Source organism: Streptomyces shaanxiensis, from assembly GCF_039537145.1.
GTDB classification, from domain to species: Bacteria; Actinomycetota; Actinomycetes; order Streptomycetales; family Streptomycetaceae; genus Streptomyces; species Streptomyces shaanxiensis.
This window is the reverse complement of the sequence record NZ_BAAAZY010000001.1, coordinates 253,254-276,845: the sequence shown is the minus strand read 5'-3', so window position 1 is coordinate 276,845 and position 23,592 is coordinate 253,254. Positions and strand designations below refer to the sequence as shown.

20 protein-coding genes and 1 pseudogene are annotated in these 23,592 nt (G+C 71.7%); 14 read left to right on the top strand and 7 right to left on the bottom strand.

Going from position 1 to position 23,592, the window contains the following annotated elements:
- Positions 1–45: 45 nt before the first annotated feature.
- The 3 genes from ABD932_RS01270 to ABD932_RS01260 form a co-directional block, all read right to left on the bottom strand.
- Positions 46–723: a gamma-glutamyl-gamma-aminobutyrate hydrolase family protein gene (locus ABD932_RS01270; RefSeq protein WP_345008334.1), complete on the bottom strand. Its 678-nt coding sequence runs from the start codon at positions 721–723 to the stop codon at positions 46–48.
- A gap of 42 nt (positions 724–765) precedes the next feature.
- On the bottom strand, positions 766–2,208 hold the full coding sequence (eat, locus tag ABD932_RS01265) for an ethanolamine permease (RefSeq protein WP_345008159.1): 1,443 nt from the start codon (positions 2,206–2,208) through the stop codon (positions 766–768).
- Positions 2,209–2,377: 169 nt separating this feature from the next.
- Complete coding sequence (locus ABD932_RS01260) at positions 2,378–3,127, bottom strand: FadR/GntR family transcriptional regulator (protein ID WP_250085618.1); 750 nt, start codon at positions 3,125–3,127, stop codon at positions 2,378–2,380.
- A gap of 87 nt (positions 3,128–3,214) precedes the next feature.
- Here ABD932_RS01260 and ABD932_RS01255 point away from each other — a divergent pair, with 87 nt between their 5' ends.
- The 3 genes from ABD932_RS01255 to ABD932_RS01245 are packed head-to-tail and all read left to right on the top strand — an operon-like array spanning position 3,215 to position 6,752.
- A complete protein-coding gene (locus ABD932_RS01255) occupies positions 3,215–4,585 on the top strand; it encodes a glutamine synthetase family protein (protein ID WP_345008155.1) in 1,371 nt (456 codons plus the stop codon).
- An 8-nt stretch (positions 4,586–4,593) separates the two neighbouring features.
- A complete protein-coding gene (locus tag ABD932_RS01250; RefSeq protein ID WP_345008153.1) occupies positions 4,594–5,973 on the top strand; it encodes an aldehyde dehydrogenase family protein in 1,380 nt (459 codons plus the stop codon).
- Entirely contained in the window at positions 5,970–6,752 is a 783-nt protein-coding gene (locus tag ABD932_RS01245; protein ID WP_345008151.1) for a 3-oxoacyl-ACP reductase, read from the top strand. Before ABD932_RS01250 ends, ABD932_RS01245 begins: the two co-directional genes overlap by 4 nt.
- A 77-nt stretch (positions 6,753–6,829) precedes the next feature.
- Here ABD932_RS01245 and ABD932_RS01240 read toward each other — a convergent pair whose 3' ends face one another.
- Positions 6,830–8,032 carry an amino acid deaminase/aldolase gene (locus tag ABD932_RS01240; protein ID WP_345008149.1) on the bottom strand — a complete coding sequence of 401 codons (1,203 nt, stop codon included), beginning with the start codon at positions 8,030–8,032 and terminating at the stop codon, positions 6,830–6,832.
- A 703-nt stretch (positions 8,033–8,735) separates the two neighbouring features.
- Between ABD932_RS01240 and ABD932_RS01235 the strand changes: the two genes are divergently transcribed.
- On the top strand, positions 8,736–10,181 hold the full coding sequence (locus tag ABD932_RS01235; RefSeq protein ID WP_345008147.1) for a hypothetical protein: 1,446 nt from the start codon (positions 8,736–8,738) through the stop codon (positions 10,179–10,181).
- Between the two features lie 50 nt (positions 10,182–10,231).
- Positions 10,232–11,407, top strand: coding sequence for a type VII secretion-associated serine protease mycosin (gene mycP, locus ABD932_RS01230; protein ID WP_345008333.1), 1,176 nt, complete (start codon positions 10,232–10,234; stop codon positions 11,405–11,407).
- Between the two features lie 52 nt (positions 11,408–11,459).
- Here the strand turns inward: mycP and ABD932_RS01225 are convergent, their stop codons facing one another.
- Complete coding sequence (locus ABD932_RS01225; RefSeq protein WP_345008145.1) at positions 11,460–12,056, bottom strand: HD domain-containing protein; 597 nt, start codon at positions 12,054–12,056, stop codon at positions 11,460–11,462.
- Positions 12,057–12,126: 70 nt separating this feature from the next.
- Positions 12,127–13,140, bottom strand: coding sequence for a serine hydrolase (locus ABD932_RS01220; protein WP_345008143.1), 1,014 nt, complete (start codon positions 13,138–13,140; stop codon positions 12,127–12,129).
- 149 nt (positions 13,141–13,289) lie between these two features.
- Here ABD932_RS01220 and ABD932_RS01215 point away from each other — a divergent pair, with 149 nt between their 5' ends.
- Complete coding sequence (locus tag ABD932_RS01215) at positions 13,290–14,021, top strand: SseB family protein (RefSeq protein ID WP_345008141.1); 732 nt, start codon at positions 13,290–13,292, stop codon at positions 14,019–14,021.
- Between the two features lie 22 nt (positions 14,022–14,043).
- On the opposite strand, the gene ABD932_RS01210 is transcribed toward ABD932_RS01215, so the two are convergent.
- Positions 14,044–14,421, bottom strand: a complete 378-nt coding sequence (locus tag ABD932_RS01210) for a DUF1844 domain-containing protein (RefSeq protein WP_126390329.1) — start codon at positions 14,419–14,421, stop codon at positions 14,044–14,046.
- 339 nt (positions 14,422–14,760) lie between these two features.
- On the opposite strand from ABD932_RS01210, the pseudogene infC reads away from it, so the two are divergent.
- From infC to ABD932_RS01170, 8 genes and pseudogenes are all read left to right on the top strand, one after another.
- Positions 14,761–15,442: pseudogene (infC, locus tag ABD932_RS01205) on the top strand (translation initiation factor IF-3).
- Between the two features lie 110 nt (positions 15,443–15,552).
- A complete protein-coding gene (rpmI, locus tag ABD932_RS01200; protein WP_004933563.1) occupies positions 15,553–15,747 on the top strand; it encodes a 50S ribosomal protein L35 in 195 nt (64 codons plus the stop codon).
- A 101-nt stretch (positions 15,748–15,848) separates the two neighbouring features.
- Positions 15,849–16,232 (top strand): 50S ribosomal protein L20, encoded by a 384-nt coding sequence (gene rplT / locus ABD932_RS01195; RefSeq protein WP_006141703.1) that lies wholly within the window; start codon positions 15,849–15,851, stop codon positions 16,230–16,232.
- Between the two features lie 102 nt (positions 16,233–16,334).
- Positions 16,335–17,180, top strand: a complete 846-nt coding sequence (locus ABD932_RS01190) for a TrmH family RNA methyltransferase (protein WP_345008138.1) — start codon at positions 16,335–16,337, stop codon at positions 17,178–17,180.
- 53 nt (positions 17,181–17,233) lie between these two features.
- Complete coding sequence (locus ABD932_RS01185) at positions 17,234–18,379, top strand: sensor histidine kinase (protein ID WP_345008136.1); 1,146 nt, start codon at positions 17,234–17,236, stop codon at positions 18,377–18,379.
- Between the two features lie 147 nt (positions 18,380–18,526).
- The gene (gene pheS, locus ABD932_RS01180) at positions 18,527–19,648 is read left to right on the top strand and encodes a phenylalanine--tRNA ligase subunit alpha (protein ID WP_345008134.1); all 1,122 of its coding nucleotides are present in this window, start codon (positions 18,527–18,529) and stop codon (positions 19,646–19,648) included.
- The gene (gene pheT / locus ABD932_RS01175; protein ID WP_345008132.1) at positions 19,648–22,161 is read left to right on the top strand and encodes a phenylalanine--tRNA ligase subunit beta; all 2,514 of its coding nucleotides are present in this window, start codon (positions 19,648–19,650) and stop codon (positions 22,159–22,161) included. Before pheS ends, pheT begins: the two co-directional genes overlap by 1 nt.
- 273 nt (positions 22,162–22,434) lie before the next feature.
- Positions 22,435–23,508, top strand: coding sequence for a PP2C family protein-serine/threonine phosphatase (locus ABD932_RS01170; RefSeq protein ID WP_345008130.1), 1,074 nt, complete (start codon positions 22,435–22,437; stop codon positions 23,506–23,508).
- The last annotated feature ends 84 nt before the right edge of the window (positions 23,509–23,592 follow it).

The following is a 23,592-nucleotide window of genomic DNA, read 5'->3' as shown; positions in this document are numbered from 1 at the left end:
CCCAGGGACGGGACGGGTAGGGGCGGCGGGGGCGAAATCCCCCGGTCAGCCGCCGGCAGCCGCCCGCACCAACCCCCGCATGACCCGCACGTCCTCCCCCATCTCCGGATGCCACTGCACCCCCAACACCCACCCTCCGGCCGACGGCAGTTCCACCGCCTCCACCGTCCCGTCCGCCGCGTACGCCGACGCGACAAGACCCTCGCCGAGGCGGTCCACGGCCTGGTGGTGATACGTCGGCACGGAGGTCTCCTCCGGCACGACACCGGCGTACAGACTCCCCGGCACCGGCTTCACGGTGTGGCCGCCGAAGACACCCACGGCCTCCGCGTGCCCGTCGATGTGCTGGACGAGCGTCCCACCGAGGGCGACGTTCAGCAGCTGCATGCCCCGGCAGATGCCGAGCAGGGGCAGCCCCGCTGCCAGTGCCGCGTCGATCAGCGCCAGCTCCCACGCGTCCCGCTCCCGCGCCGGCGGCCCGGTCCGCGGCTCGCGCTCGGCGCCGTAGCGGACCGGCTCCACGTCGGGCCCGCCCGCGATGACCAGCCCGTCCAGCCGTGCCACGGCAGCCGCCGCGAGCGCGGGGTCGTCCGGCGGGAGCATCGCGGCCAGGCCGCCCGCCCGCTGCACGAGCCGCGGATAGCCGGCCGGCAGCAGTGCCGCGTCCAGCTCCCACACCCCCCAGCGCGCCCCGGACTCCAGATAGGTGCTGACCCCGATCAGCGGCCTGGCCACAGCAACTCCCTCACATTCACGGTCGACGCTTCAGTCCCGTGCCAACTCTGCCTCGGCCGCCGCCAGCGCCGCGAACTCCTCCTCGGGCGCCTTCGCCACCAGGTGCTTACGGCTGTAGAGGCCGAAGTAGGCGATGGCCACCACGTACACCACCAGCGCGATCGCCGCCGCCGTCACGTCCACCAGGAACGTCGCCACCAGCGCCGCACAGGCCAGCACCAGGGCGACCGAGGAGGTCACCACGCCTCCCGGCGTACGGTACGGCCGCGGCAGTTCCGGTTCGCGGCGACGCAGCACGATGTGGGACAGGGACATCAGCGCGTAGGAGATGGTCGCGCCGAAGACCGCGATGTTCAGCATCCGGGCCCCGTCGCCCGTCAGCGCCGCCAGCAGGAAGCCGATCGTGCCGGGCACCAGCAGGCCCAGGTAGGGCGCCTTGCGGCTGCTGGTGAGGGACAGGAAGCGGGGGAGGTAGCCCGCGCGGGACAGGGCGAACAGCTGGCGCGAGCCCGCGTAGATGAGGGAGAAGAACGACGCCACCAGGCCCGCCAGGCCCGCGTAGTTCACGATCCGGCTCAGGGTCGTCGCCTCGCCGTCCGGCTGGAGCGCCTCGACCAGCGGGTTGCCGGCCTCCTGGATCGCCGCCGAACCGCGTGCGCCCGCCGCCGCGACGAAGGTGACCACGGCCAGGACCACCAGAATGGCCATCGACCAGCGGATCGCCTTCGGCAGCGTACGGGCCGGCTCCTTGGTCTCCTCGGCGGCCAGCGGCACGCCCTCGACGCCCAGGAAGAACCACATGCCGAACGGGAACGCCGCCCAGATGCCGAGCAGGCCGAAGGGCAGCCAGGAGTTCGACCCGGCCGCCGAGGTGTCGACCGGGATGTCGTCCAGCGACCCGAAGGAGAAGTCCGGCAGCGCCGCCAGCGCGAACACGACCAGGGCGACCACCGCGATCCCGGTGACGACGAAGCTGAAGCGCAGCGCCTCGCCCACGCCCCAGAGGTGGATGCCGAGGAAGATCGCGAAACAGACCAGGTACACCGGCCAGCCGGACTCCAGGCCGAACAGGCCCAGCGACTCGACGTAGTCGCCGATGAAGATGACGATGGCGGCGGGGGCGAGGACGTACTCGATGAGGATCGCCGTACCGGTCAGGAAGCCGCCCCAGGGGCCCAGCGCCCGGCGGGCGAAGCCGTAGCCGCCGCCCGCCGTCGGCAGGATCGAGGACAGTTCGGCGAGCGCGAAGACCATGCACGCGTACATCGCGCCCATGAGCACCATGGCGATCGCCAGGCCGCCGAAGCCGCCCTCGGCCAGGCCGAAGTTCCAGCCCGAGTAGTCGCCGGAGACGACGTACGCGACGCCGAGACCGGTCAGCAGCACCCAGCCGGCGCTGCCGCGGCGCAGGGTTCTGCGCTCCAGGTAGTCGTCCGCCTCCGGGGCGGGTGTGTTCGTGGATTCCAGGGACATGGGCCAACTCCCCACAGGCGGCGGACACCGAGCATTTCCGGGCACGGTGGGGTCGACCGAGCTCCGGCTCAATGGAATGGATCCATACCTTTGCGGTGTCAACCACGAGAAGGCAATACCCGTGCGTTAATCGCCCGTAAATCCTTGGCTCGCCCGGAGGCGGCACAGCTCAGCCCAGGAAGCCCCGCAGCAGCGCCGCCGTACCCCCGCAGTGCTCGCGCATGATCTCCCGCGCGCACTCGGCGTTGCCCTCGATCACGGCCTCCACCAGGGCGGCGTGCTGACGCTGGGAGTGCTCCAGGTTGCGTACGAGGAGCGGGATGCAGTCGAGGAGGTCGTTGACCGTGGCGCGTACCGCCGCGTACTGCGCCGTGAGCGTGGGGGAGCCGGACAGCTCGGCGAGCGTCAGGTGCAGCAGGGTGTCCAGGCGGCGGTACTCGGCGAGCGGGGCGTCGTGTGTGCGCGCCAGGGCCTCGCGGAGCCGGTCGGCCTGCTCCTCGTCCAGCCCGTGCGCCGCGCACAACCCGGCCGCGCCCACCTCCAGCACCTCGCGAAAGCGCAGTGTGTCCTCGACGTCGACGTCCTTCAGGCGGCGGCGCAACTCCTCCTCGCCGGGCGTCTCGGGGCGCGGCAGGACGAACGTTCCGCCGTAGCGCCCGCGCCGCGACTCGACCAGGCCCTGGTCCTGCAGAACCTTCAGCACCTCGCGCAGCGTGACCCGGCTGATCCCCAGCCGGTCGGCCAGCTCCCGCTCCGCCGGCAGCCGCTCGCCGCCCGGCACCAGACCGAGCCGGACGACCTGGAGGATCTGCTCCAGGGCCTCCTCGAAGCCGTTGCCGGCCCGCACCGGCCGCAGCACCGACGTCAGCCGGTCGTCGTCGGCCCCGGGCGCCCCGTGCTCCGTGTCCGCCTGCGACATGTGGCCGGACCCCCTTCCCAATCAATGGTCCTGCGCAATACCTTATGGCTCCCGGCTGACCGAAGTAAGCCGAATGGAGGCTCTCCCGTGGCAGACCGCACACCCCCGCTGAGCGTCGAGGAGCTGCACGCCCTCGTCGCAGGCGGTGAGATCGACACTGTCGTCCTGGCCTTCCCCGATATGCAAGGGCGGCTCCAGGGCAAGCGGTTCGCCGCCCGCTTCTTCCTCGACGAGGTCCTGCACCACGGCACCGAGGGCTGCAACTACCTCCTCGCCGTCGACACCGAGATGAACACCGTCGACGGCTACGCCATGTCCTCCTGGGACCGCGGCTACGGCGACTTCGCCATGCACCCCGACCTGGCCACGCTCCGCCGCGTCCCCTGGAACGCCGGTACGGCCATGCTGATCGCCGACCTCGCCTGGAACGACGGGTCCCCGGTGGTGGCCGCCCCGCGCCAGATCCTGCGCCGTCAGCTGGAGCGGCTCGCCGAACTCGGGTACACCGCCAAGGTCGGCACCGAGCTGGAGTTCATCGTCTTCAAGGACACCTACGAGCAGGCCTGGGACGCCAACTACCGGGGGCTCACCCCGGCGAACCAGTACAACATCGACTACTCGGTGCTCGGGACCGGGCGGATCGAGCCACTGCTCCGCCGTATCCGCAACGAGATGGGGGCCGCCGGGCTCACCGTCGAGTCCGCCAAGGGCGAGTGCAACCCCGGCCAGCACGAGATCGCGTTCAAGTACGACGACGCCCTCGTCACCTGCGACCAGCACGCGATCTACAAGACCGGCACCAAGGAGATCGCCGCCCAGGAGGGCGTCTCGATCACCTTCATGGCCAAGTACAACGAGCGCGAGGGCAACTCCTGCCACATCCACCTCTCCCTCGCGGACGCCGCCGGCAACAACGTCATGGCGGGCTCTTCCGAGGACCCCGGCGGCATGTCCGAGGTCATGCGGCACTTCCTCGCCGGACAGTTGGCCGCCCTGCGTGACTTCTCCCTCCTCTACGCCCCCAACATCAACTCCTACAAGCGGTTCCAGCCGGGCTCCTTCGCCCCGACCGCCGTCGCCTGGGGCTACGACAACCGCACCTGTTCCCTGCGCGTCGTCGGCCACGGCCGCTCGATGCGCTTCGAGAACCGGCTCCCCGGCGGCGACGTCAACCCGCACCTCGCGGTCGCCGGACTGGTCGCCGCGGGCCTCTACGGCATCGAGCAGAAGCTGGAACTGCCCGAGCCCTGCCCCGGCAACGCCTACTCCGCCGACTTCGAGCACGTCCCCACGACGCTGCGCGAGGCCGCCGAGCTGTGGGAGAACAGCCCGATCGCCAAGGCCGCCTTCGGCGACGAGGTCGTCGCCCACTACCGCAACATGGCGCGCGTCGAGCTGGACGCCTTCGACGCCGCGGTGACCGACTGGGAGCTGCGCCGCTCCTTCGAACGCATGTGAGGCCCTTGTTGTCTTCCGAGCACGTACTGGACGTACTGAACCCCGCCACCGAGGAGGTCGTCGCCACCGTCCCGGCCGCCACCGCGGCCGACGTCGACGCCGCCGTCGTACACGCCACGAAGGCGCAGTCCGGGTGGGCGGCCCTCGCCCCGGGCGAACGCGCCCGGCTGCTGCGCCGGTTCGCGGTCAAGGTCGACGAACACCTGGAGGAACTCGCGCAGTTGGAGGTCCGCGAGGCCGGGCACACCGTCGGCAACGCCCGCTGGGAGGCGGGCAACGTCCGCGATCTGCTCGACTACGCGGCCGGGGGAGTGGAGCGGCTGACCGGACGTCAGATCCCGGTCCCCGGCGGCCTGAACGTGACGATCCTCGAACCGCTCGGCGTCGTCGGCGTCATCGCCCCCTGGAACTTCCCGATGCCGATCGCGGCCTGGGGCACGGCGCCTGCGCTCGCGGCCGGCAACGCGGTCATCCTCAAGCCCGCCGAGACGACCCCGCTGACGGCGCTGCGCCTGGCGGAGCTCGCCCTGGAGGCGGGCCTTCCCGAGGGGCTGTTCCAGGTCCTGCCCGGTCACGGCCCCGTCGCGGGCAACGCCCTCGTCGAGCACCCGGGCGTCGCGAAGATCGTCTTCACCGGGTCCACGGGCGTGGGCAAACAGGTGCTGGCCAAGGGCTCGGCGCTCCTCAAGCGCGTCACCCTCGAACTCGGCGGCAAGAGCCCCAACATCGTCTTTGCCGACGCCGACCTCGAAGCCGCCGCGGCCGCCGCGCCCATGTCCTTCCTCGACAACTCCGGTCAGGACTGCTGCGCCCGCACCCGCATCCTCGTCCAGCGCTCCGCCTACGACCGCTTCCTGGAGCTGCTGAGCCCCGCGATCGAGGCGGTGACGGTCGGCGACCCGGCCGACGAGAAGACCGACATGGGCCCGCTGATCTCCAAGGTCCAGCTGGAGCGGGTGCGTTCGTATGTCGGCGACGACCTGGAGGGCATCCGCGGCAAGGCACCCGAGGGCCCCGGCTTCTGGTTCCCGCCCACAGTCCTCACCGGCGTCGACCCGCACGCGCGCGTGGCCGTCGAGGAGGTCTTCGGCCCCGTCGCGGTCGTCCTCCCCTTCGAGGACGAGGCGGAGGCCGTGGCCCTCGCCAACGCCACCGACTACGGCCTCTCCGGCTCCATCTGGACCCGCGACGTCGGCCGCGCCCTGCGCGTCTCCCAGGCGGTCCGGGCCGGCAACCTGTCCGTCAACTCCCACTCCAGCGTCCGCTACTGGACCCCCTTCGGCGGCTTCAAGCAGTCCGGCATCGGCCGCGAACTGGGCCCGGACGCCCTGACCGCCTTCACCGAAACAAAGAACGTCTTCATCAGCACGGAAGGCCCCGCACAGTGACCGAAGAGATTGTCTGCCGACGCCTGGTCGGCCGTACCGCCGTCATCACCGGCGCCGGCAGCGGCATCGGCCTCGCCACCGCCCGCCGCCTCGCCTCCGAGGGCGCCCACATCGTCTGCGGCGACGTCGACGAGCAGCGCGGCAAGGCGGCCGCCGAGGAGGTCGGCGGGATCTACGTGAAGGTCGACGTCACCGACCCCGAGCAGGTCGAGGCCCTGTTCAAGACGGCGTACGACACCTACGGCAGCGTCGACATCGCCTTCAACAACGCCGGTATCTCGCCGCCCGACGACGACTCCATCCTGGAGACCGGCCTGGAGGCATGGAAGCGCGTCCAGGAGGTCAACCTCACCTCCGTCTACCTGTGCTGCAAGGCCGCCATCCCCTACATGCGGCAGCAGGGCAAGGGCTCCATCATCAACACGGCGTCCTTCGTGGCCCGGATGGGCGCGGCGACCTCGCAGATCTCGTACACGGCCTCCAAGGGCGGCGTGCTGGCCATGTCCCGCGAACTGGGCGTCCAGTTCGCCCGCGACGGCATCCGGGTCAACGCCCTGTGCCCGGGACCGGTCAACACCCCGCTCCTGCAGGAGCTGTTCGCCAAGGACCCGGAGCGCGCCGCGCGCCGCCTGGTGCACATCCCGGTCGGCCGTTTCGCCGAGGCCGAGGAGATCGCCGCCGCCGTCGCCTTCCTGGCCAGCGACGACTCCTCCTTCGTCAACGCCACCGACTTCCTGGTGGACGGCGGGATCTCGGGGGCGTACGTCACGCCGCTGTAGCCCGGCGCCGGGGAAGTGAGCGGGACGCCGCCCTCGGGGGATGGTGACGTCCCGCTCGCCCCGCGCGCGGGCCGTCGCTACAGGAACGTACGGCCCTCGCCCCGATACGTCGGCACGGTCGCCGGCACCGAGTCGCCCTCGACGATGTGCAGCGCGTCGAACCGCTCGCACAGCTCACCGGCCTTGGCGTGCCGGAACCACACCTTGTCGCCGATCAGCAGATCGTCGGCGGGGGAGCCGAGCAGAGGCGTCTGCACCTCGCCGGGCCCCTCCTGGGGGTCGTAGCGCAGCCCCTCCGGCAGATACGGCACCGGCAGCCGGTCGGGCCCGGCCGCACCCGAGGCCGGGTAGCCGCCCCCGAGGACGGTCACCACCCCGACCCCCGGCCGACGCACGACGGGCTGGGCGAACAGCGCGGCCGGACGCCCGCTGAAGGACGTGTAGTTGTCGAACAGCCGCGGGACATACAGACCCGACCCGGCCCCGATCTCGGTGACGCAGTCCTCGGTGGCGGTGTGCTGCACACTGCCGGTCCCGCCACCGTTGACGAACTCCAGCCCCGGCACCACGGCCCGCACCGCCCGCACCACCTCGGCCCGCCGCTCGGCGAGCTCCCGGCGCGCGGCGGCCTGCATCAGCCGTATGGCACGCGACCGCAGCGGCCGCCCCGCCACCGCGTCCCCGACCCCCGCGATGTGCCCTTCGTACGCCATGATCCCGACGAGCTCGAACCCCGGCCGTCGGGCGACGACCCGGGCCATGTCGGCGACCTGGGCGGGGGAGTGCAGCGGCGAACGCCGGGCGCCGACCCGCACGCGCCCGCCGAGCAGCTTCAGCGAGGTGTCCAACTCCAGGCAGACCCGCACCACTTCACGGCCACCGTCGCGGGCGTCGTCGATGAACCGGAGCTGTGCCGGATCGTCGATCATCACGGTGACGGCGGAGGCGAGCTTGGGATCACCGGCCAGCTCGGCGAACCCGGCGCGGTCCGCGGACGGGTAGGCGAGCAGGATGTCCTCGAACCCGGAGCGCGCCAGCCACAGGGACTCGGCCAGCGTGAAGGACATGATCCCCGCGAACCCGTCCTTGGCGAGCACCCGCTCCAGCAGGGCCCGGCAGCGGACGGACTTGCTGGCGACACGGATCGGCTTCCCGCCGGCGCGGCGGAGCAAATCGTCCGCGTTGGCGTCGAAGGCGTCCAGGTCCACGATCGCGAGAGGGGCTTCGAGATGGGCGGTGGCCCGGTCGTAACGGGCCCGGTCGGCGGCGCGCGCAGTCATGAACGCAGCCTGCCAGACGGGATTACCGCAGGGTAGGGGGACGTTCCGGGCAGATTTACGCGGGGTCGTGGACTGGTTCCCGTTCCCCCTGCATCAACCCGTAGAGTGACGCGCACGCATGGGTGGAACGCCCACGGCCGCTCGGGCGCGCCGGGATGACGCTCCGCCTGCGCGGGTATGCGTGCCTGGTCGGACGATTCCGTGCCGGGCAGGGCAGCCGGGACACAGAACGACGGCCTGCGTACGAGAGCGGGCCCGGACATGAGGAAACGGGGGGTGCATGAGCACGGAAGCGCGCCGCGCCCCCATTCCTCCGCGCCCCGCGACACCGCCACCGCCCGCCGTCCCGCCCCGCCCGACGACACCGCCGAGACCCGCCGACCCGCCGGCCGGCACCACGCAGGGCGAGCAGCCGAGCGGCCCGGGCCCGGCGCCGGAGGGATCCGCGCAGGGTGGGCCGGGTGTGATGCCGGACTCCCCGGCGAGCTCCACTCCCCTCCCGTCCGGCACATCCAGTGCATCCGATCCGTCGAGTCCGTCCGGAATGTCAGGTACGTCGCCCCACACCCCCCAGCCGCGCGTCCCGGCCTCCGGAGACGACGCCTCCACGCCTCCGCCACCGCCCCGGGCCTCGGCGCGCTTCCCGGACACGCCGCCCACCGCCGGGCGTGCCGAGAGCGGCGGATCGTTGCGCCAGGAACCCGTGGGGCAGCCAGTGCCCAACGGCATACCGCCCCGCCAGGCCGAGCGGCCCTCGACGCCGCGCCGTACGGGCGCCCCCGCCGAGAGCGCCGCGGAGACCACCTTCCGGCTCCGGCCGATCCTCGCCGACCCCTCGCCCGAGTCCGACACCCGGCCGGCCTCCGCGCGCGGTTCCGCCGACGTGCCTTCACGGCCGGGCGGCGCGCCCATGCCGGGTTCCCTCGGCGTGCCTCCCCAGGCGGGCACGTCGACCGCGCAGGGATCGGCCGGCGCGCCTCCCCGGCCGGGCAGCGGGCCTGGGCAGGGCTCCGCCGCCATGCCTCCGCGGCCGGCCACCCGTCCCGGCCCGGCACCCGTCGACCCCACTCGCCACACCGCTTCCGCCCCGCCGCCCCCGCGGCCCGCCGTATCGGTCCCGCTCCCTCCCGAGCGTGAGCCGGGGGCCGGGCACGCGCCGGCGGGCAGCGGATACGGTGCCGCCGCACCTCCCGGGCCCGCACCTGCCGCGCCCGCCCACGTCCCCGGGCAGTCCACGAACGGCCACGGCTCCGCCTCCTTCGCCCCGGACCCGTCCCTCTCCTGGAGCGCCCCCATGGCGCCGGGCGGTGCCCCGGGCGCCGGGCGGCCCCACGTGTCGTTCGGGGAGCCCGAGGGCTACGACGAGCGGGCACGACCGCGGCCCCTCCTCGGGGTGCGGATCCGGCCCCGGCTCGCCGCGGCCGCCGCCTGTGTCGTCCTCGGGCTCGGCCTCATCGGCGGGGCCGTGACCGGAAGTTGGCTGGTCGGCGAGTCCGGGGACGGCGGAGCGCAGGACACCTTCGCCGCGGCCGGGGGACTGTGGCACAGCGTCCCCGTGGACCAGCTGTTCCCGCGCACCGTGATCGGCAAGGGCGCCGGCCCCGGCGGCGCCGACCGGACCTGGACGCGGATCGCCGTCGCCCCGGACAGCGGCTGTGCGAACGCCTTCGACCCGCTGCTGCGCAAGGCCCTCGCCCCCGTCGGCTGCGAGCGCCTCCTGCGCGCCACCTACATCGACGCCACCGAGAGCTACGTCACCACCGTCGGCCTGCTCTTCACCACGGCCGACGCGGCCGCCATGCGCTCGCTCGACAGCCGGTTCGCCAAAGAGGACCTGGACCGCCGCCCCGACCTCATGCCGCGCCCCTACGCCGTCCAGGGCACCCTGGCCGCCGGATTCGGCGACGAGCAGCGCGCCTCCTGGACCGTCTCCGTCCTCACCGACGCCCCCGTCGTCGTGTACGCCGTCTCCGGCTGGGCCGACGACCGCACCGTCGACGAGCCCGAGCCCGCCGAGGAGGCCATGCAGTCCGACACCACCACGGCCGTCGCCCAGGCCGGCCTCGGCCACGAGGCGCAGGGCCTCGCCGACCGCGTCGAACGCGCCCTGCGCAAGAACGTCGGCCCGTCCACGGAGCAGTCGTCATGAGGACCGGTACGAGCAGCGTGGCAACCACGTCCCCCCGAACCAGCGGCGCCATGAAGACCTTCACGATCCGCCGGACCGGCCCCGTCGCCGTCCTCCTCGGCGCCTGCCTCGCCCTCCTGCCGCCCACCGCCGCGCACGCCGACTCGATACGCGCCCGGCAGTGGGCCCTGGACGCCATGCACACCCAGGAGGCCTGGCAGACCACCAAGGGCGCCGGCGTCACCGTCGCCGTCCTCGACACCGGCGTCGAGGACGACCACCCCGACCTGGCCGGCAACGTCCTCGAAGGCAAGGACATGGTCGGCTTCGGCGCCGAGCGCGGCGACCGCCCCTGGGCCCGGCACGGCACCGCCATGGCCGGCATCATCGCCGGTCACGGACATGGCGCGGGCAAGGGCGACGGCGTCATGGGCATCGCCCCCGAGGCCAAGATCCTCCCCGTCCGCGTCATCCTGGAGGACGGCGACCCCGCCCGCGCCAAGGCCCGCAGCACCCGCGGCAACGCCCTCGCCGAAGGCATCCGCTGGGCCGCCGACCATGGCGCCGACGTCATCAACCTCTCCCTCGGCGACGACTCCAAGTCCGCCCACCCCGAGGCCGGCGAGGACGAGGCCGTCCAGTACGCCCTGAAGAAGGGCGCGGTCGTCGTCGCCTCCGCAGGCAACGGCGGCGACAAGGGCGACCACATCTCCTACCCGGCCGCCTACCCGGGCGTCATCGCCGCGACCGCCGTCGACCGCTACGGCACCCGCGCCTCCTTCTCCACCCGCCGCTGGTACGCCACGGTCAGCGCACCCGGCGTCGACGTCGTCATCGCCGACCCCGACCACAAGTACTACGAGGGCTGGGGCACCAGCGCCGCGGCCGCCTTCGTCTCGGGAGCGGTGGCCCTGATCAAGGCCGCGCACCCCGGCCTGACCCCGGCCCAGATCAAGAAGCTCCTCGAGGACACGGCCCGCGACGCCCCCGCCGACGGCCGCGACGACTCCCGCGGCTACGGCTTCATCGACCCGGCGGCCGCCATCAAGAAGGCCGAGACCCTCAAGCCGAAGGGCCTGCAGCCGGCGGCCTTCGGCGAGAAGTACTTCGGCCCGGGCCCCGAGGCCGCCAAGTCCGACGACGACGCGACGAACTGGACCGCGGTCCTCGCGGGCAGCGTCGGCGGCCTCCTGCTGATCGCGGCGATCGCAGTGCTGCGCGGCCGCCGCGGACGGTTCCACCTCTGAGACCTGCACGTGCAGAGGTCCACACCGCCGTGCTCATCGGAAGAGGTACGGCCTATGCGTACACAGGGAAGGACGCCTGGAAGGCCAGTCGGTGGTCGGCTCCGTCACCGATGTGGCCGAGGAGTTCGTCGAGTGCCAGGTACTCCTCCCAGCGCTGCCTGCCCGTCGCCCGGGCCAGCCGTGAGATGACGAGGTCTTCGAGCTCTGGGACCCGCTTGTTCTTCCAGACCTTGTCCGCCGTGCTCACCAGCAGGTCTTCGAGTGTCGCCGCGGGGTCCGCCCAGGAGGCGTGGGTGCCGGCGAAGCGGGCGAGTTCCGGGCCGAACCCGTGGGCCAACAGCAGTTGCCTCCCCGCCTCTTCATGACAGGAGCCGGGACCCGACAACTCGGCGATGTGCACCGTCTTGCCGATGTCGTGCGTGGCCGCTCCGAACAGGACGGCCTCGCGGTCGACGGTGAGTTCGGGATACCGGCGCTCCACCCGATCGACCAGTTGAACCGCCACGTCGTGCACGGCACGCAGATGGGCGGCCAACCGCGGTGGAGCGTCGAGAGAGCGAAGAAGGTCGGCCACGGGCGCCGGGAGCGGCCGCAGGGGCGGGTCGACGGGGTCGTTCAGGGCTCGGGACAGCACGTCTGATGGCGGCACCGGGTCAGGTTACTGATGCGCGAACTGACGGACGACGGATATCCGGCGGCGTCCGAGACCGCCGGAGCGGCTACGACGATGCCGTCGCGGCCACCGAAGCGGCCCCCGACGCCGACGCGTCCTCCCCGGCGAACACCGACACCGCCGCCACCGCAGCCGCCTCGACCAGCGAAATCCCCTGCGCCTGCGTCACGTTGCCGTCCGACAGTGCGGCCACCAGGTAGTCGTGGCCGTCGACCGTCACCCGGCCGACGCTGTTGATGTCCCACAACCCGGTCGCCGTACGCGGCAGCCAGCCGTTCTTCAGCGCCCACGAGGAGCCGTCGGCCGCAGCCGACACCCCCCACCGCTGGCCCACGGCGATCTGCCCCATCAGCCCGCGCAGATACGCCCGGGAGGCCTCGCTCAGCTCCGAGTCCTCCCCGAACACCTGCCGCAACAGGGTGACTTGATCGGCGGCGGTGGTCTGCGTCAGCCCCCAGAGCATCCCGTCGCCGCCCTCGGTCCCGGTGAGGCCGAAGCGCTCGTTCGCGGCGTCCAGCCCCGCCGCCTTCCCGATCCTGCGCCACAGCTCCGACGCCGAGGCGTTGTCGCTGCTCTCGATCATCGCGGTCGCGTACGACTTCTCCGCCGCCGTCAGTTGCCGTCCCTCGTCCTGCGCCTGCAGCAGCAGCGCCGCCAGGATGTCGACCTTGACGATGCTGGCCGTGTCGAAGCCGCCGTCCCCGTACGAGGCGCTCTCACCGGACTCCAGGTCCAGCACCGCCACCGCCACCTCCACCCCGTCCGGGACGTCCACCGCCTCCATGGCCGTCGCCAGCAGCTCGTCGTGATCCACCGTCGGCTGCACCACAGGTTCCACCGAAGCCTCCCCGCTCACTGCGACCGGCGCCGAGGACGAGGGCGAGGCCGTCGGCGACGCCGCCGACGATACGGCCCTCCCCCCGGAGTGCGCCTGCGCGGTCACGTACACGGTTCCCGCGGCCGTACCGCCGAGGACGGTGACGGCGGCGAGGGCGCCGTACAGCAGGCGGCGTCGGGAGAGGCGAGCGCGACGGCTTCGGCGGGCTCCGGAGGACTCCATGTCCGCGATCGTGAGGGCGCCGTCTGTGCGTACCGTTAGACGGACGTTAGATCTGTGTCAGAGAAACGGGGATTGCGGGGAGCCGTGTCACGGCACGGTTACCGGGGCCGCACAAGCGCAGCAGCATCCCCCCGATAGGGTCGGTGACCGTGGCGAACAAGAACATTCCCGACTCTGCCTTCTCCGACGACGACGGCACCGCCGACCCCCGGCTGAGCGCCGCGCTCGCCGCCTGGGCCGAGGACCGCACCGCCGAGGGACCCGTCCTGGCCGCACTCAAGGACGCCCGGCTGCTCGTCCCCGTCGTGGCCGTGCTCGGCGAGGTCGAGGAGGACGAGAACGGGCTGCGCCGCGAGAAGACCAGCGACATGGCCGTCCCCACCCTGAAGGCCGGCGACCGCACCGCCCTGCCCGCCTTCACGTCCACCGACTCCCTCGCCCGCTGGGACCCGGCGGCCCGCCCCGTCGCCGTACCCCTGCACCAGGCCCTGCAGGCCGCCGTCCACGAGAAGGCGGACACGATCGTCCTGGACATGGCCGGTCCGGTGCCGTACGAGCTGACGGGACGCGCGCTGCTCGCGCTCGCCGAGGGGCGTACGACGACGGATCCGCTGGCCGACCCGGCCGTGCGGGAGGCGGTACGCGCCGCGGTGGCCGCAGAACCCGCCGTGCTGCTCGCCCACCTCGGGCCCGGGCAGGCCGACGGCACGCTGGCCCTCGTTCTGGACGAGTCCGCCGTACCCGCCCAGGCCGCCCGCGCGGTCGCCGAGCGGCTCGCCGCCGACGACACACTGAGGGCCCGCCTGGTGCGCGGTCTCGACCTGGCGTTGCTGCCGGCCGGGACCACGCCTCCGGGCGAGCCCCTGTTCGTACGAGCTTGATCCGTCGTCGCCGCGAGGGTGACTAGCCGTAGACCGGGCCGGTGTACTTCTCGCCCGGCCCCTGACCCGGCTCGTCCGGGACGATCGACGCCTCGCGGAACGCCAGCTGCAGCGACTTCAGCCCGTCGCGCAGCGGTGCCGCGTGGAACGAGCTGATCTCGGTCGTGCTCGCGTCCAGCAGACCGGCGAGGGCGTGCACCAGCTTGCGGGCCTCGTCCAGGTCCTTGTGCTTGTCGCCCTCCTCGGTCAGACCGAGCTTCACGGCGGCGGCGCTCATCAGGTTGACGGCGACCGTCACGATCACCTCGACCGCCGGGACCTCGGCGATGTCACGGGTCATGGCGTCGAAGTCGGTCGCGCCGGGGGTCTCGGGGGTGTCCGAAGGGGAGGTGTCACTCATGCCCCACACGATAGGCCCCGGCCCACGCCGGTTAGCGCCACCCCCGGGATGCTGCTAACCTTGTGTAACGACCGGCTGGACACTTATGTGTCGAGCCCACAAGTGGAGGCTCCGATCTCCCACCTGACCGTCCCCCGGGACGGCGGGTCACCCGGTCAGGCGGCCACCATCGTTCCGTACGGACGATGGAGTCGCCCGAAATCGCGCCCCGCGATCATCGCGGCGGTGCTCCGGTAGTGTTTTGGAGCCCCGCCTGTGATCGTCCGGGGCATTTTTTGTGCTTCGGCGCGGTTAGGTCTTACTGAACGAGAGACATACGCGGCTGTCCGCCAGACCGCCGTGTGGTGCTAACCGAGGAGGATCCATCAGCGCCGAGCCCCGCATCAACGACCGGATTCGCGTTCCCGAGGTGCGACTTGTCGGTCCCAGTGGCGAGCAGGTGGGCATCGTCCCGCTGGCCAAGGCACTGGAGCTTGCCCAGGAGTACGACCTCGACCTTGTCGAGGTAGCGGCGAACGCCCGTCCGCCCGTGTGCAAGCTCATGGACTACGGGAAGTTCAAGTACGAGTCGGCCATGAAGGCCCGTGAGGCGCGCAAGAACCAGGCGCACACGGTCATCAAGGAGATGAAGCTCCGGCCGAAGATCGACCCGCACGACTATGACACCAAGAAGGGTCACGTCGTCCGGTTCCTCAAGCAGGGCGACAAGGTCAAGATCACGATCATGTTCCGTGGTCGCGAGCAGTCCCGGCCCGAGCTGGGCTACCGGCTGCTGCAGAAGCTCGCGGAGGACGTTCAGGACCTCGGGTTCGTCGAGTCGAACCCGAAGCAGGACGGCCGCAACATGATCATGGTTCTCGGTCCGCACAAGAAGAAGACCGAGGCGATGGCCGAGGCCCGCCAGGCGCAGGAAGCCCGCAAGGCAGAAGCGAAGGCCAACCCCGGCAAGTCGCAGAACGCCGCGGACACCGACAGCGTCGAGGACGCCGAGGCACCTGCCGAGGCTTCCGCCGAGGCGTGATCCCGGGGGACGCCAGTCCCCAGGACGTAACCGATACAAGAGCGACGTTCCACCGTGCCCGGTTTGACGACCGGGCATCGGAACGCCATCTACGAGGAGAGAACGGCGCTATGCCGAAGAACAAGTCGCACAGCGGTGCCAGCAAGCGCTTCAAGGTCACCGGCTCCGGCAAGGTGCTCCGTGAGCGCGCCGGCAAGCGCCACCTGCTCGAGCACAAGTCGTCCCGCGTGACGCGTCGCCTCACCGGCAACGCCGAGATGGCCCCGGGCGACGCCGCGAAGATCAAGAAGCTTCTCGGCAAGTGACGTGAGCGGCGCCCCCACCGAGCGCCGTACGTCTGGACCGGGACCCAATCGATTCCGGGCCGTGTGAGTCCAACCACGGCCCCGCTACAAGGAGTTAAAAAGTGGCACGCGTCAAGCGGGCAGTCAACGCCCACAAGAAGCGCCGGGCGATCCTCGAGCAGGCTTCCGGCTACCGCGGTCAGCGTTCGCGCCTGTACCGCAAGGCCAAGGAGCAGGTCACCCACTCGCTGGTCTACAACTACAACGACCGCAAGAAGCGCAAGGGTGACTTCCGCCAGCTGTGGATCCAGCGCATCAACGCTGCTGCCCGCGCCAACGGCATCACGTACAACCGCTTCATCCAGGGTCTGAAGGCCGCGAACGTCGAGGTCGACCGCAAGATCCTGGCCGAGCTGGCCGTCAACGACGCGAACGCGTTCGCCGCGCTCGTCGAGGTCGCGCAGAAGGCGCTGCCGTCGGACGTCAACGCCCCGAAGGCCGCCTGACGCTCCAGCGGCTCCAGGCCGACGTGACTGAAGGGACCCGCAGGCCGAGGAGGCTTGCGGGTCCTGTTGTGTCCGTGAACTTCAGAACACCAAGGTGAACCCATGCCCGTCAGCCCCGAGCTGATCTCCCCCCGTTCCCCCCGCGTCTCCGCCGCCCGGCGGCTCGCCAAGCGGAACTTCCGGGGGAAGGAGCGGCTGTTTCTCGCGGAGGGGCCGCAGGCCGTGCGGGAGGCGGCGGCGTACGGGTCCACACTCGTGGAGCTGTTCACGACCGTCGAGGCCGCGGAGCGGTACGCCGACATCATCGGGGAGGCCCGGGCCGCGGGAGCCCGCGTGCACCTCGCCGACGAGCAGGTGATCGCCGACATCTCCACCACGGTCACGCCGCAGGGGCTCGTCGGGATCTGCCGGTTCATCGACACGCCCTTCGACGAGATCCTCGCCGCCCGGCCCAGGCTCGTCGCCGTGCTCGCGCACGTGCGGGACCCCGGGAACGCCGGGACGGTGCTGCGGTGCGCCGATGCCGCCGGTGCCGAGGCCGTCGTACTGACCGACGCGTCCGTGGATCTCTACAACCCCAAGGCCGTACGGGCCTCGGTCGGATCGCTGTTCCACCTTCCCGTCGCCGTCGGCGTCCCCGTCGAGCGGGCCGTGGCGGGGCTCAAGGAGGCCGGCGTGCGCATCCTCGCCGCCGACGGGGCGGGGACCGACGATCTCGACGACGAGCTCGACAAGGGGACCATGGGCGGGCCGACGGCCTGGGTCTTCGGGAACGAGGCCTGGGGGCTTCCGGAGGAGACGCGCGCGCTGGCCGACGCCGTCGTGCGCGTGCCGATCCACGGGAAGGCCGAGAGCCTGAACCTCGCCACCGCCGCCGCCGTATGTCTCTATGCGTCGGCCCGTGCACAGCGCGGCTCCGGAGGGTGCCGCACCGTCACCGAGAGCTAGTAGGGTGACCAGCTCGGGGGCCCCTCAGCCGTTGTGAGAGGTGGGGTACGGGGATGAGTGTCGGCACCAGCAGCGCACCGGGGGCACGGGAGGTGCGGCGGCCGTCCACGTCCCGGCCCGGTGATCCCGCCGAGCTCGGAATCGATCCCGACGACCTGCCCGACGGCCTGGTCGTCGCCGACGAGCACGGGCACGTCATCTGCTTCAACGCCGCCGCCGAACGCATCACCGCCGTCCCCGCCGCCGACGCCCTCGGGCAGCGGCTGGAGAAGGCCCTGCCGTTAGAGGACCTCGAAGGGCGGCGCTGGTGGCAGGTGACCGACCCGTACGGCGGGCTCGCCATCAGGCGCCGGCAGCCTGAGCGCAACCTGCTCCTTCCCGGCGGACGGGAGGTGCTCGTCTCGGTGCGCTACGTCCGTGCCGAGCCGACCGGGCCCGTCCGCCGCGTCGTCGTCTCCCTGCGCGACACCGAGGCCCGCCGCCGCACCGAGCGCAGTCACGCCGAGCTGATCGCGACCGTCGCGCACGAGCTGCGTTCTCCGCTCACCTCGGTCAAGGGCTTCACCGCCACGCTCCTCGCCAAGTGGGAACGGTTCACCGACGACCAGAAGCGACTCATGCTGGAGACCGTCGACGCCGACGCCGACCGGGTCACCCGGCTCATCGCCGAGCTGCTCGACATCTCGCGGATCGACAGCGGGCGCCTCGAGGTGCGCCGCCAGCCCGTCGACATCGGCGCGGCCGTGGGACGGCACATCCAGGCGTACGTCGCCGCCGGCCAGCCCGCCGACCGGTTCCTGCTGCGCGTCGAGCAGCCGCTGCCCGACCTGTGGGCCGACCCCGACAAGATCGACCAGGTGCTCAGCAACCTCATCGAAAATGCGGTGCGGCACGGCGACGGAACGGTCACCATTGACATCACGGCCACGACGTCCCCACGTGAGGGGGAAGACCGCGAGAACACCGCCACGTCGGTCACGGTGAGCGACGAGGGGCCCGGCATCCCGGAGGAATCCATGAACCGCGTCTTCACCCGCTTCTGGCGGGGCAGCAAGCGCGGTGGCACGGGCCTCGGGCTCTACATCGTCAAGGGCATCGTCGAGGCCCACGGCGGCGCCATCGAGGTCGGCCGCGCCCCCGGCGGCGGCGCGCAGTTCCGATTTACGTTGCCCGTGGCGGCACCCGCGTATCTCACCTGAGATCCGGACCGAGCCCCACGGGCGCATTCGCATTCCTCAACCCCGTTAGACTCGGCCTTTGGCACCTTTGTGTCCCAAAAACCGTGACGATCTGTCCACGAGTCGGTACGGGGACCTTCAGCCAGCCAATCGGAAGCACGGGAAGAGATGTCGGCACCGAATAAGTCGTACGACCCTGTAGAGGTCGAGGCCTTGAAACCGGAAGAGATCGAGCGCATGCGGGACGAGGCGCTCGCCGCCTTCGCCGCCGCGGACTCCCTCGACGCGCTCCAGGAGGCCAAGGTCGCCCACACCGGCGGCACCTCCCCGCTGGCCCTCGCCAACCGCGAGATCGGCGCCCTGCCCCCGCATGCCAAGGCCGCCGCCGGAAAGCTCGTCGGCCAGGCCCGCGGCGCGGTCAACAAGGGCCTCGCGGCCCGCCAGACCGAACTGGAGGCCGAGCGCGACCAGCGGGTGCTGGTCGAGGAGGCCGTGGACGTCACGCTGCCCTACGACCGCGTGCCGTCCGGCGCCCGTCACCCGCTCACCACGCTCTCCGAGCGCATCGAGGACATCTTCGTGGCCATGGGCTACGAGGTCGCCGAGGGCCCGCAGGTCGAGGCCGAGTGGTTCAACTTCGACGCGCTGAACATCGGCCCCGACCACCCCGCGCGCGGCGAGGCCGACACCTTCTTCGTGCAGGGCCCGGAGGGCGGCAGCGAGTCCGGCGTCGTCCTGCGCACCCACACCTCGCCCGTGCAGATCCGCTCCCTGCTCAATCGTGAGCTGCCCGTCTACGTGATCTGTCCCGGCCGCGTGTACCGCACCGACGAGCTGGACGCCACGCACACCCCGGTCTTCCACCAGGTCGAGCTGCTCGCGGTCGACGAGGGCCTGACCATGGCCGACCTCAAGGGCACCCTGGACCACATGGTCCAGTCCCTGTTCGGCGAGGGCATGAAGACCCGGCTGCGCCCGAACTTCTTCCCGTTCACCGAGCCGTCCGCCGAGATGGACATGGTGTGCTACGTCTGCCGCGGCGAGTCCGTCGGCAACCCCGACCGCCCCTGCCGTACCTGCTCCTCCGAGGGCTGGATCGAGCTCGGCGGCTGCGGGATGGTCAACCCCAAGGTGCTGACCGCCTGTGGCGTCGACCCGGAGAAGTACAGCGGGTTCGCCTTCGGGTTCGGCATCGAGCGGATGCTGATGTTCCGCCACAACGTCGAAGACATGCGAGACATGGTCGAGGGTGACGTCCGGTTCACCCGGCCGTTCGGGATGGAGATCTGATGCGGGTCCCGCTTTCTTGGCTGCGGGAGTACGTCGACCTGCCGGCGACCGAAACCGGCCGTGACGTCCAGGCCAAGCTCATTTCGGCCGGTCTCGAGGTCGAGAGCGTCGAGCACCTCGGCGCCGACCTCAAGGGCCCGCTCGTCGTCGGCCAGGTGCTGACCATCGAGGAGCTGACGGAGTTCAAGAAGCCGATCCGCTTCTGCACCGTCGACGTCGGCCAGGCCAACGGCACCGGCGAGCCCCAGGAACTCATCTGCGGCGCCCGGAACTTCCAGGTCGGTGACAAGGTCGTCGTGGTCCTCCCCGGCGCCGTGCTGCCCGGCGGCTTCGCGATCGCCGCGCGCAAGACCTACGGCCGCGTCTCGCACGGCATGATCTGCTCCACCAGCGAGCTGGGCATGGGCGACGACGGCACGCACGGCATCATCGTGCTGCCGCCGGAGACCGAGGTCGGCAAGAACGCCATCGAGCTCCTGGAGCTGGTCGACGAGGTCCTGGACATCGCCGTCACCGCCAACCGCGGCGACTGCCTGTCCATCCGCGGCGTCGCCCGCGAGACCGCCATCGCCTACGGCATCCCGCTGCGCGACCCGGCGCTCCTCGACGTGCCCGGCCCGAACGCCTTCGGCTACCCGGTGCAGGTCTCGGACCCGATCGGCTGCGACCGCTTCACCGCCCGTACGGTGACCGGCCTGAGCCCCGAGGCGCGCTCGCCGATCTGGCTCCAGCGCCGCCTGCAGAAGGTGGGCATGCGCCCGATCTCGCTCGCCGTCGACGTCACCAACTACGTGATGATGGAGCTCGGCCAGCCGCTGCACGCCTACGACCGCAGCCTGGTCCAGGGCACCATCGGCGTGCGCCGGGCCGAGGAGGGCGAGAAGCTCGTCACCCTCGACGGCGTCGAGCGCAAGCTGCACGCCGAGGACCTGGTGATCACCGACGAGCGCGGCCCGATCGGCCTCGCGGGCGTCATGGGCGGCGCCAACACGGAGATCGCCGACCACGACGACGTCGAGAACGCGTCCACCGATGTCGTCATCGAGGCCGCCCACTTCGACCAGGTCGCCATCGCGCGCACCGCCCGCCGTCACAAGCTGTCCTCGGAGGCGTCCCGCCGCTTCGAGCGTGGCGTCGACCCGGCCGCGGCGGCCGCTGCCGCACAGCGGACGGTGGACCTGCTGGTGCTGCTGGCCGGTGGCACGGCCGAGGCCGGCGTCACCGAGGTCGTCACGCCGTCCGGGCCGCACACCATCACCAGCCCGGCCGACCACCCGGACAAGGTGGCGGGCGTCGAGTACGGCCGCGAGACGGTCGTACGGCGGCTGCAGGAGATCGGCTGCGACGTGTACGGGCAGGACGAGCTGATCGTCACCGTGCCGTCCTGGCGGCCCGACCTGCTGGAGCCGAACGACCTGGCCGAAGAGGTCATCCGTCTGGAGGGCTACGAGAACCTGCCCTCCACGCTGCCGAAGCCGCCGTCCGGCCGTGGTCTGACCCACCGTCAGCGTCTGCACCGCCGGGTCGGCCGCGCGCTGGCCGGCGCCGGTTACGTCGAGGCGCCGAACTACCCCTTCGTCAGCGAGCAGGTCTTCGACCAGCTCGGACTGGAGGCCGACGACCCGGCCCGCCGCGTCGTCAAGCTGGTCAACCCGCTCAACGACGAGGAGCCCGCGCTGCGCACGTCGCTGCTGCCGGGGCTGCTCGGCGCGCTGCGACGCAACGACGGGCGGGGCTCGCACGATCTGGCCCTGTTCGAGACCGGCCTGGTCTTCCAGCCGCGCGCGGAGCAGAGCGTCGCCGGGCACCTGCCCGTCGACCGTCGCCCGACCGACGAGGAGATCGCCGCGCTGAACGCCGTGCTGCCCGAGCAGCCGCGCCACGTGGCCGTCGTCCTCGCCGGGGCGCGGGAGCAGGCCGGCTGGTGGGGCGACGGCCGTCCCGCCGGGTGGTCCGACGCGGTCGAGGCGGCCCGGGTCGTCGCGCGGGAAGCCGGCGCCGAGCTGGTCGTGCGGGGCGGGCAGTACGGGCCTTGGCACCCGGGGCGGTGCGCCGAGCTGGCGATCACCGTCGACGGTGCCCAGCGCGTTGTCGGTCACGCCGGTGAGCTGCACCCGAGGGTGCTCAAGGCGCTGGGCCTTCCTGCGCGTACCTGCGCGATGGAGCTGGACCTGGACGCCCTGGAGCAGGTCGGGGACGGTACGCCTCAGGCGCCGAGCATCTCCACGTTCCCGGTGGCCACGCAGGATGTCGCCCTTGTGGTGGACAAGCCGGTGCCGGCCGCGGAGGTCGAGGCCGCGCTGCGTGCGGGGGCCGGTGAACTCCTCGAGGGGATCCGGCTGTTCGACGTGTACGAGAACGAGGAGCAGCTGGGCGACGGGAAGAAGTCGCTGGCGTACGCGCTCCGCTTCCGCGCGGGCGACCGGACGCTGACCGTCGATGAGGCTTCGGCTGCCAGGGACGCTGCGGTGGCCCTCGCGGGCGAGCGTACGGGTGCGGTTTTGCGGGGGTAGTGCGCCCAAGGGCGGGGACTGCTGTTGTTCGGCGGCTGCGGGGTCGTCGTGGCTGGTCGCGCCCACGCGGCGGAGCCGCATATCGACACAGTCCCGCGCCCCTTGTGGGGGCACGCCCCCACACCCCCATCGGGCGCTTTGCGGTCACCTCACTCAATAGGGTGACTTCTCTGGGTGATCTGGTACTTCCGGGCCATCTCTCGACAGAATCGGACCGGCCTTTCGGGGTCGGTCCGATTCTGCGTTGTCAGGGCCTATTGGGGGGCCATCGGCATGTTCCGCATCAAGGCTCGGGTACCCCCGAAAGTGCTGGCGATGGGGCTGCCCGTCGTATGGGGCGCGATGGCGATCACGTACAAGCTGGCCTGTCCGCTCGCCCAGGAGGACGGTTTCGGCGCCCGGGTCGTCACCAGCGCCGTCTTCTTCGCCGTGGGGACCGGACTGATCATGCATGTGCGGCAGGCCCTGCTGCGTGAGCTTCGGCAGGTCCGCAAGGTCGCCGGGGCCGCGCAGAGCGCGCTGCTGCGGCCGCTGCCCGCGCGCATCGACGGGCTGAACGTCGCCGCCGCCCAGCTCTCCGCGGATCGCAGTGCCTGTGTCGGGGGTGACCTGTACGAGGTCGTCGCCACCGAGCACGGGGTACGGGCGGTGATGGGCGACGTACGCGGCCATGGCATCGCCGCCATGGGCACGGTGGCCGCCCTCCTCGGCAGCTTCCGCGAGGCCGTCCACGACGAACCCGACCTGGGCCAGGTGCTGCGCAGACTGGAGCGGGCCCTGGCCCGGCACCTGCGCGAGCGGGCACGCGACGAGCACCCCGCCTCCGGCCTGGAGCCCGACACCCCGGTCGCCGAGGAGTTCGTCACCGTCCTGCTGCTGGAGATCGGCCGCGACGGCGAGATCACCGCCCTCAACTGCGGCCATCCCTGGCCGTATCTGCTGACGGACGCAGGCGTGGAGCCCCTCGCCCGCACCGATCCCCTGCCACCGCTGGGGCCGTTCCCTCTCCCACCGGACCTGACCCCATTGCCCTGCGGCTCCCTGCTTCCCGGCGACTCCCTGGTCCTCTATACGGACGGCGTCGAGGACGCGAGGGACGCGAGAGGCCGGTTCTTTTCGCTGAAGGCGGCGCTCATCGAGGTCGTACGCAACCACCCGATCACCCCGCAATCGATTCTGCGCACACTCTTCGCAGCCCTCCTTCGTCATACGAGGGGAAGGCCCGCAGACGACATGGCGCTACTGGTCCTACGGAACGATCGAACCAGGGTCCACTGCGATTCCCTAGGGGCGCGGGGAACTGCGCGACCAGCCACAGGCAACCCGCAGCCGACCAACCACCTTTAGTCCAACGGCGTTCAGTCGTGCGGCCAAGCCGGCGGCAGCCGTCCGCCCCGCCACGGAGTGTCGGGCAGGCAGCTGGGCGGACGG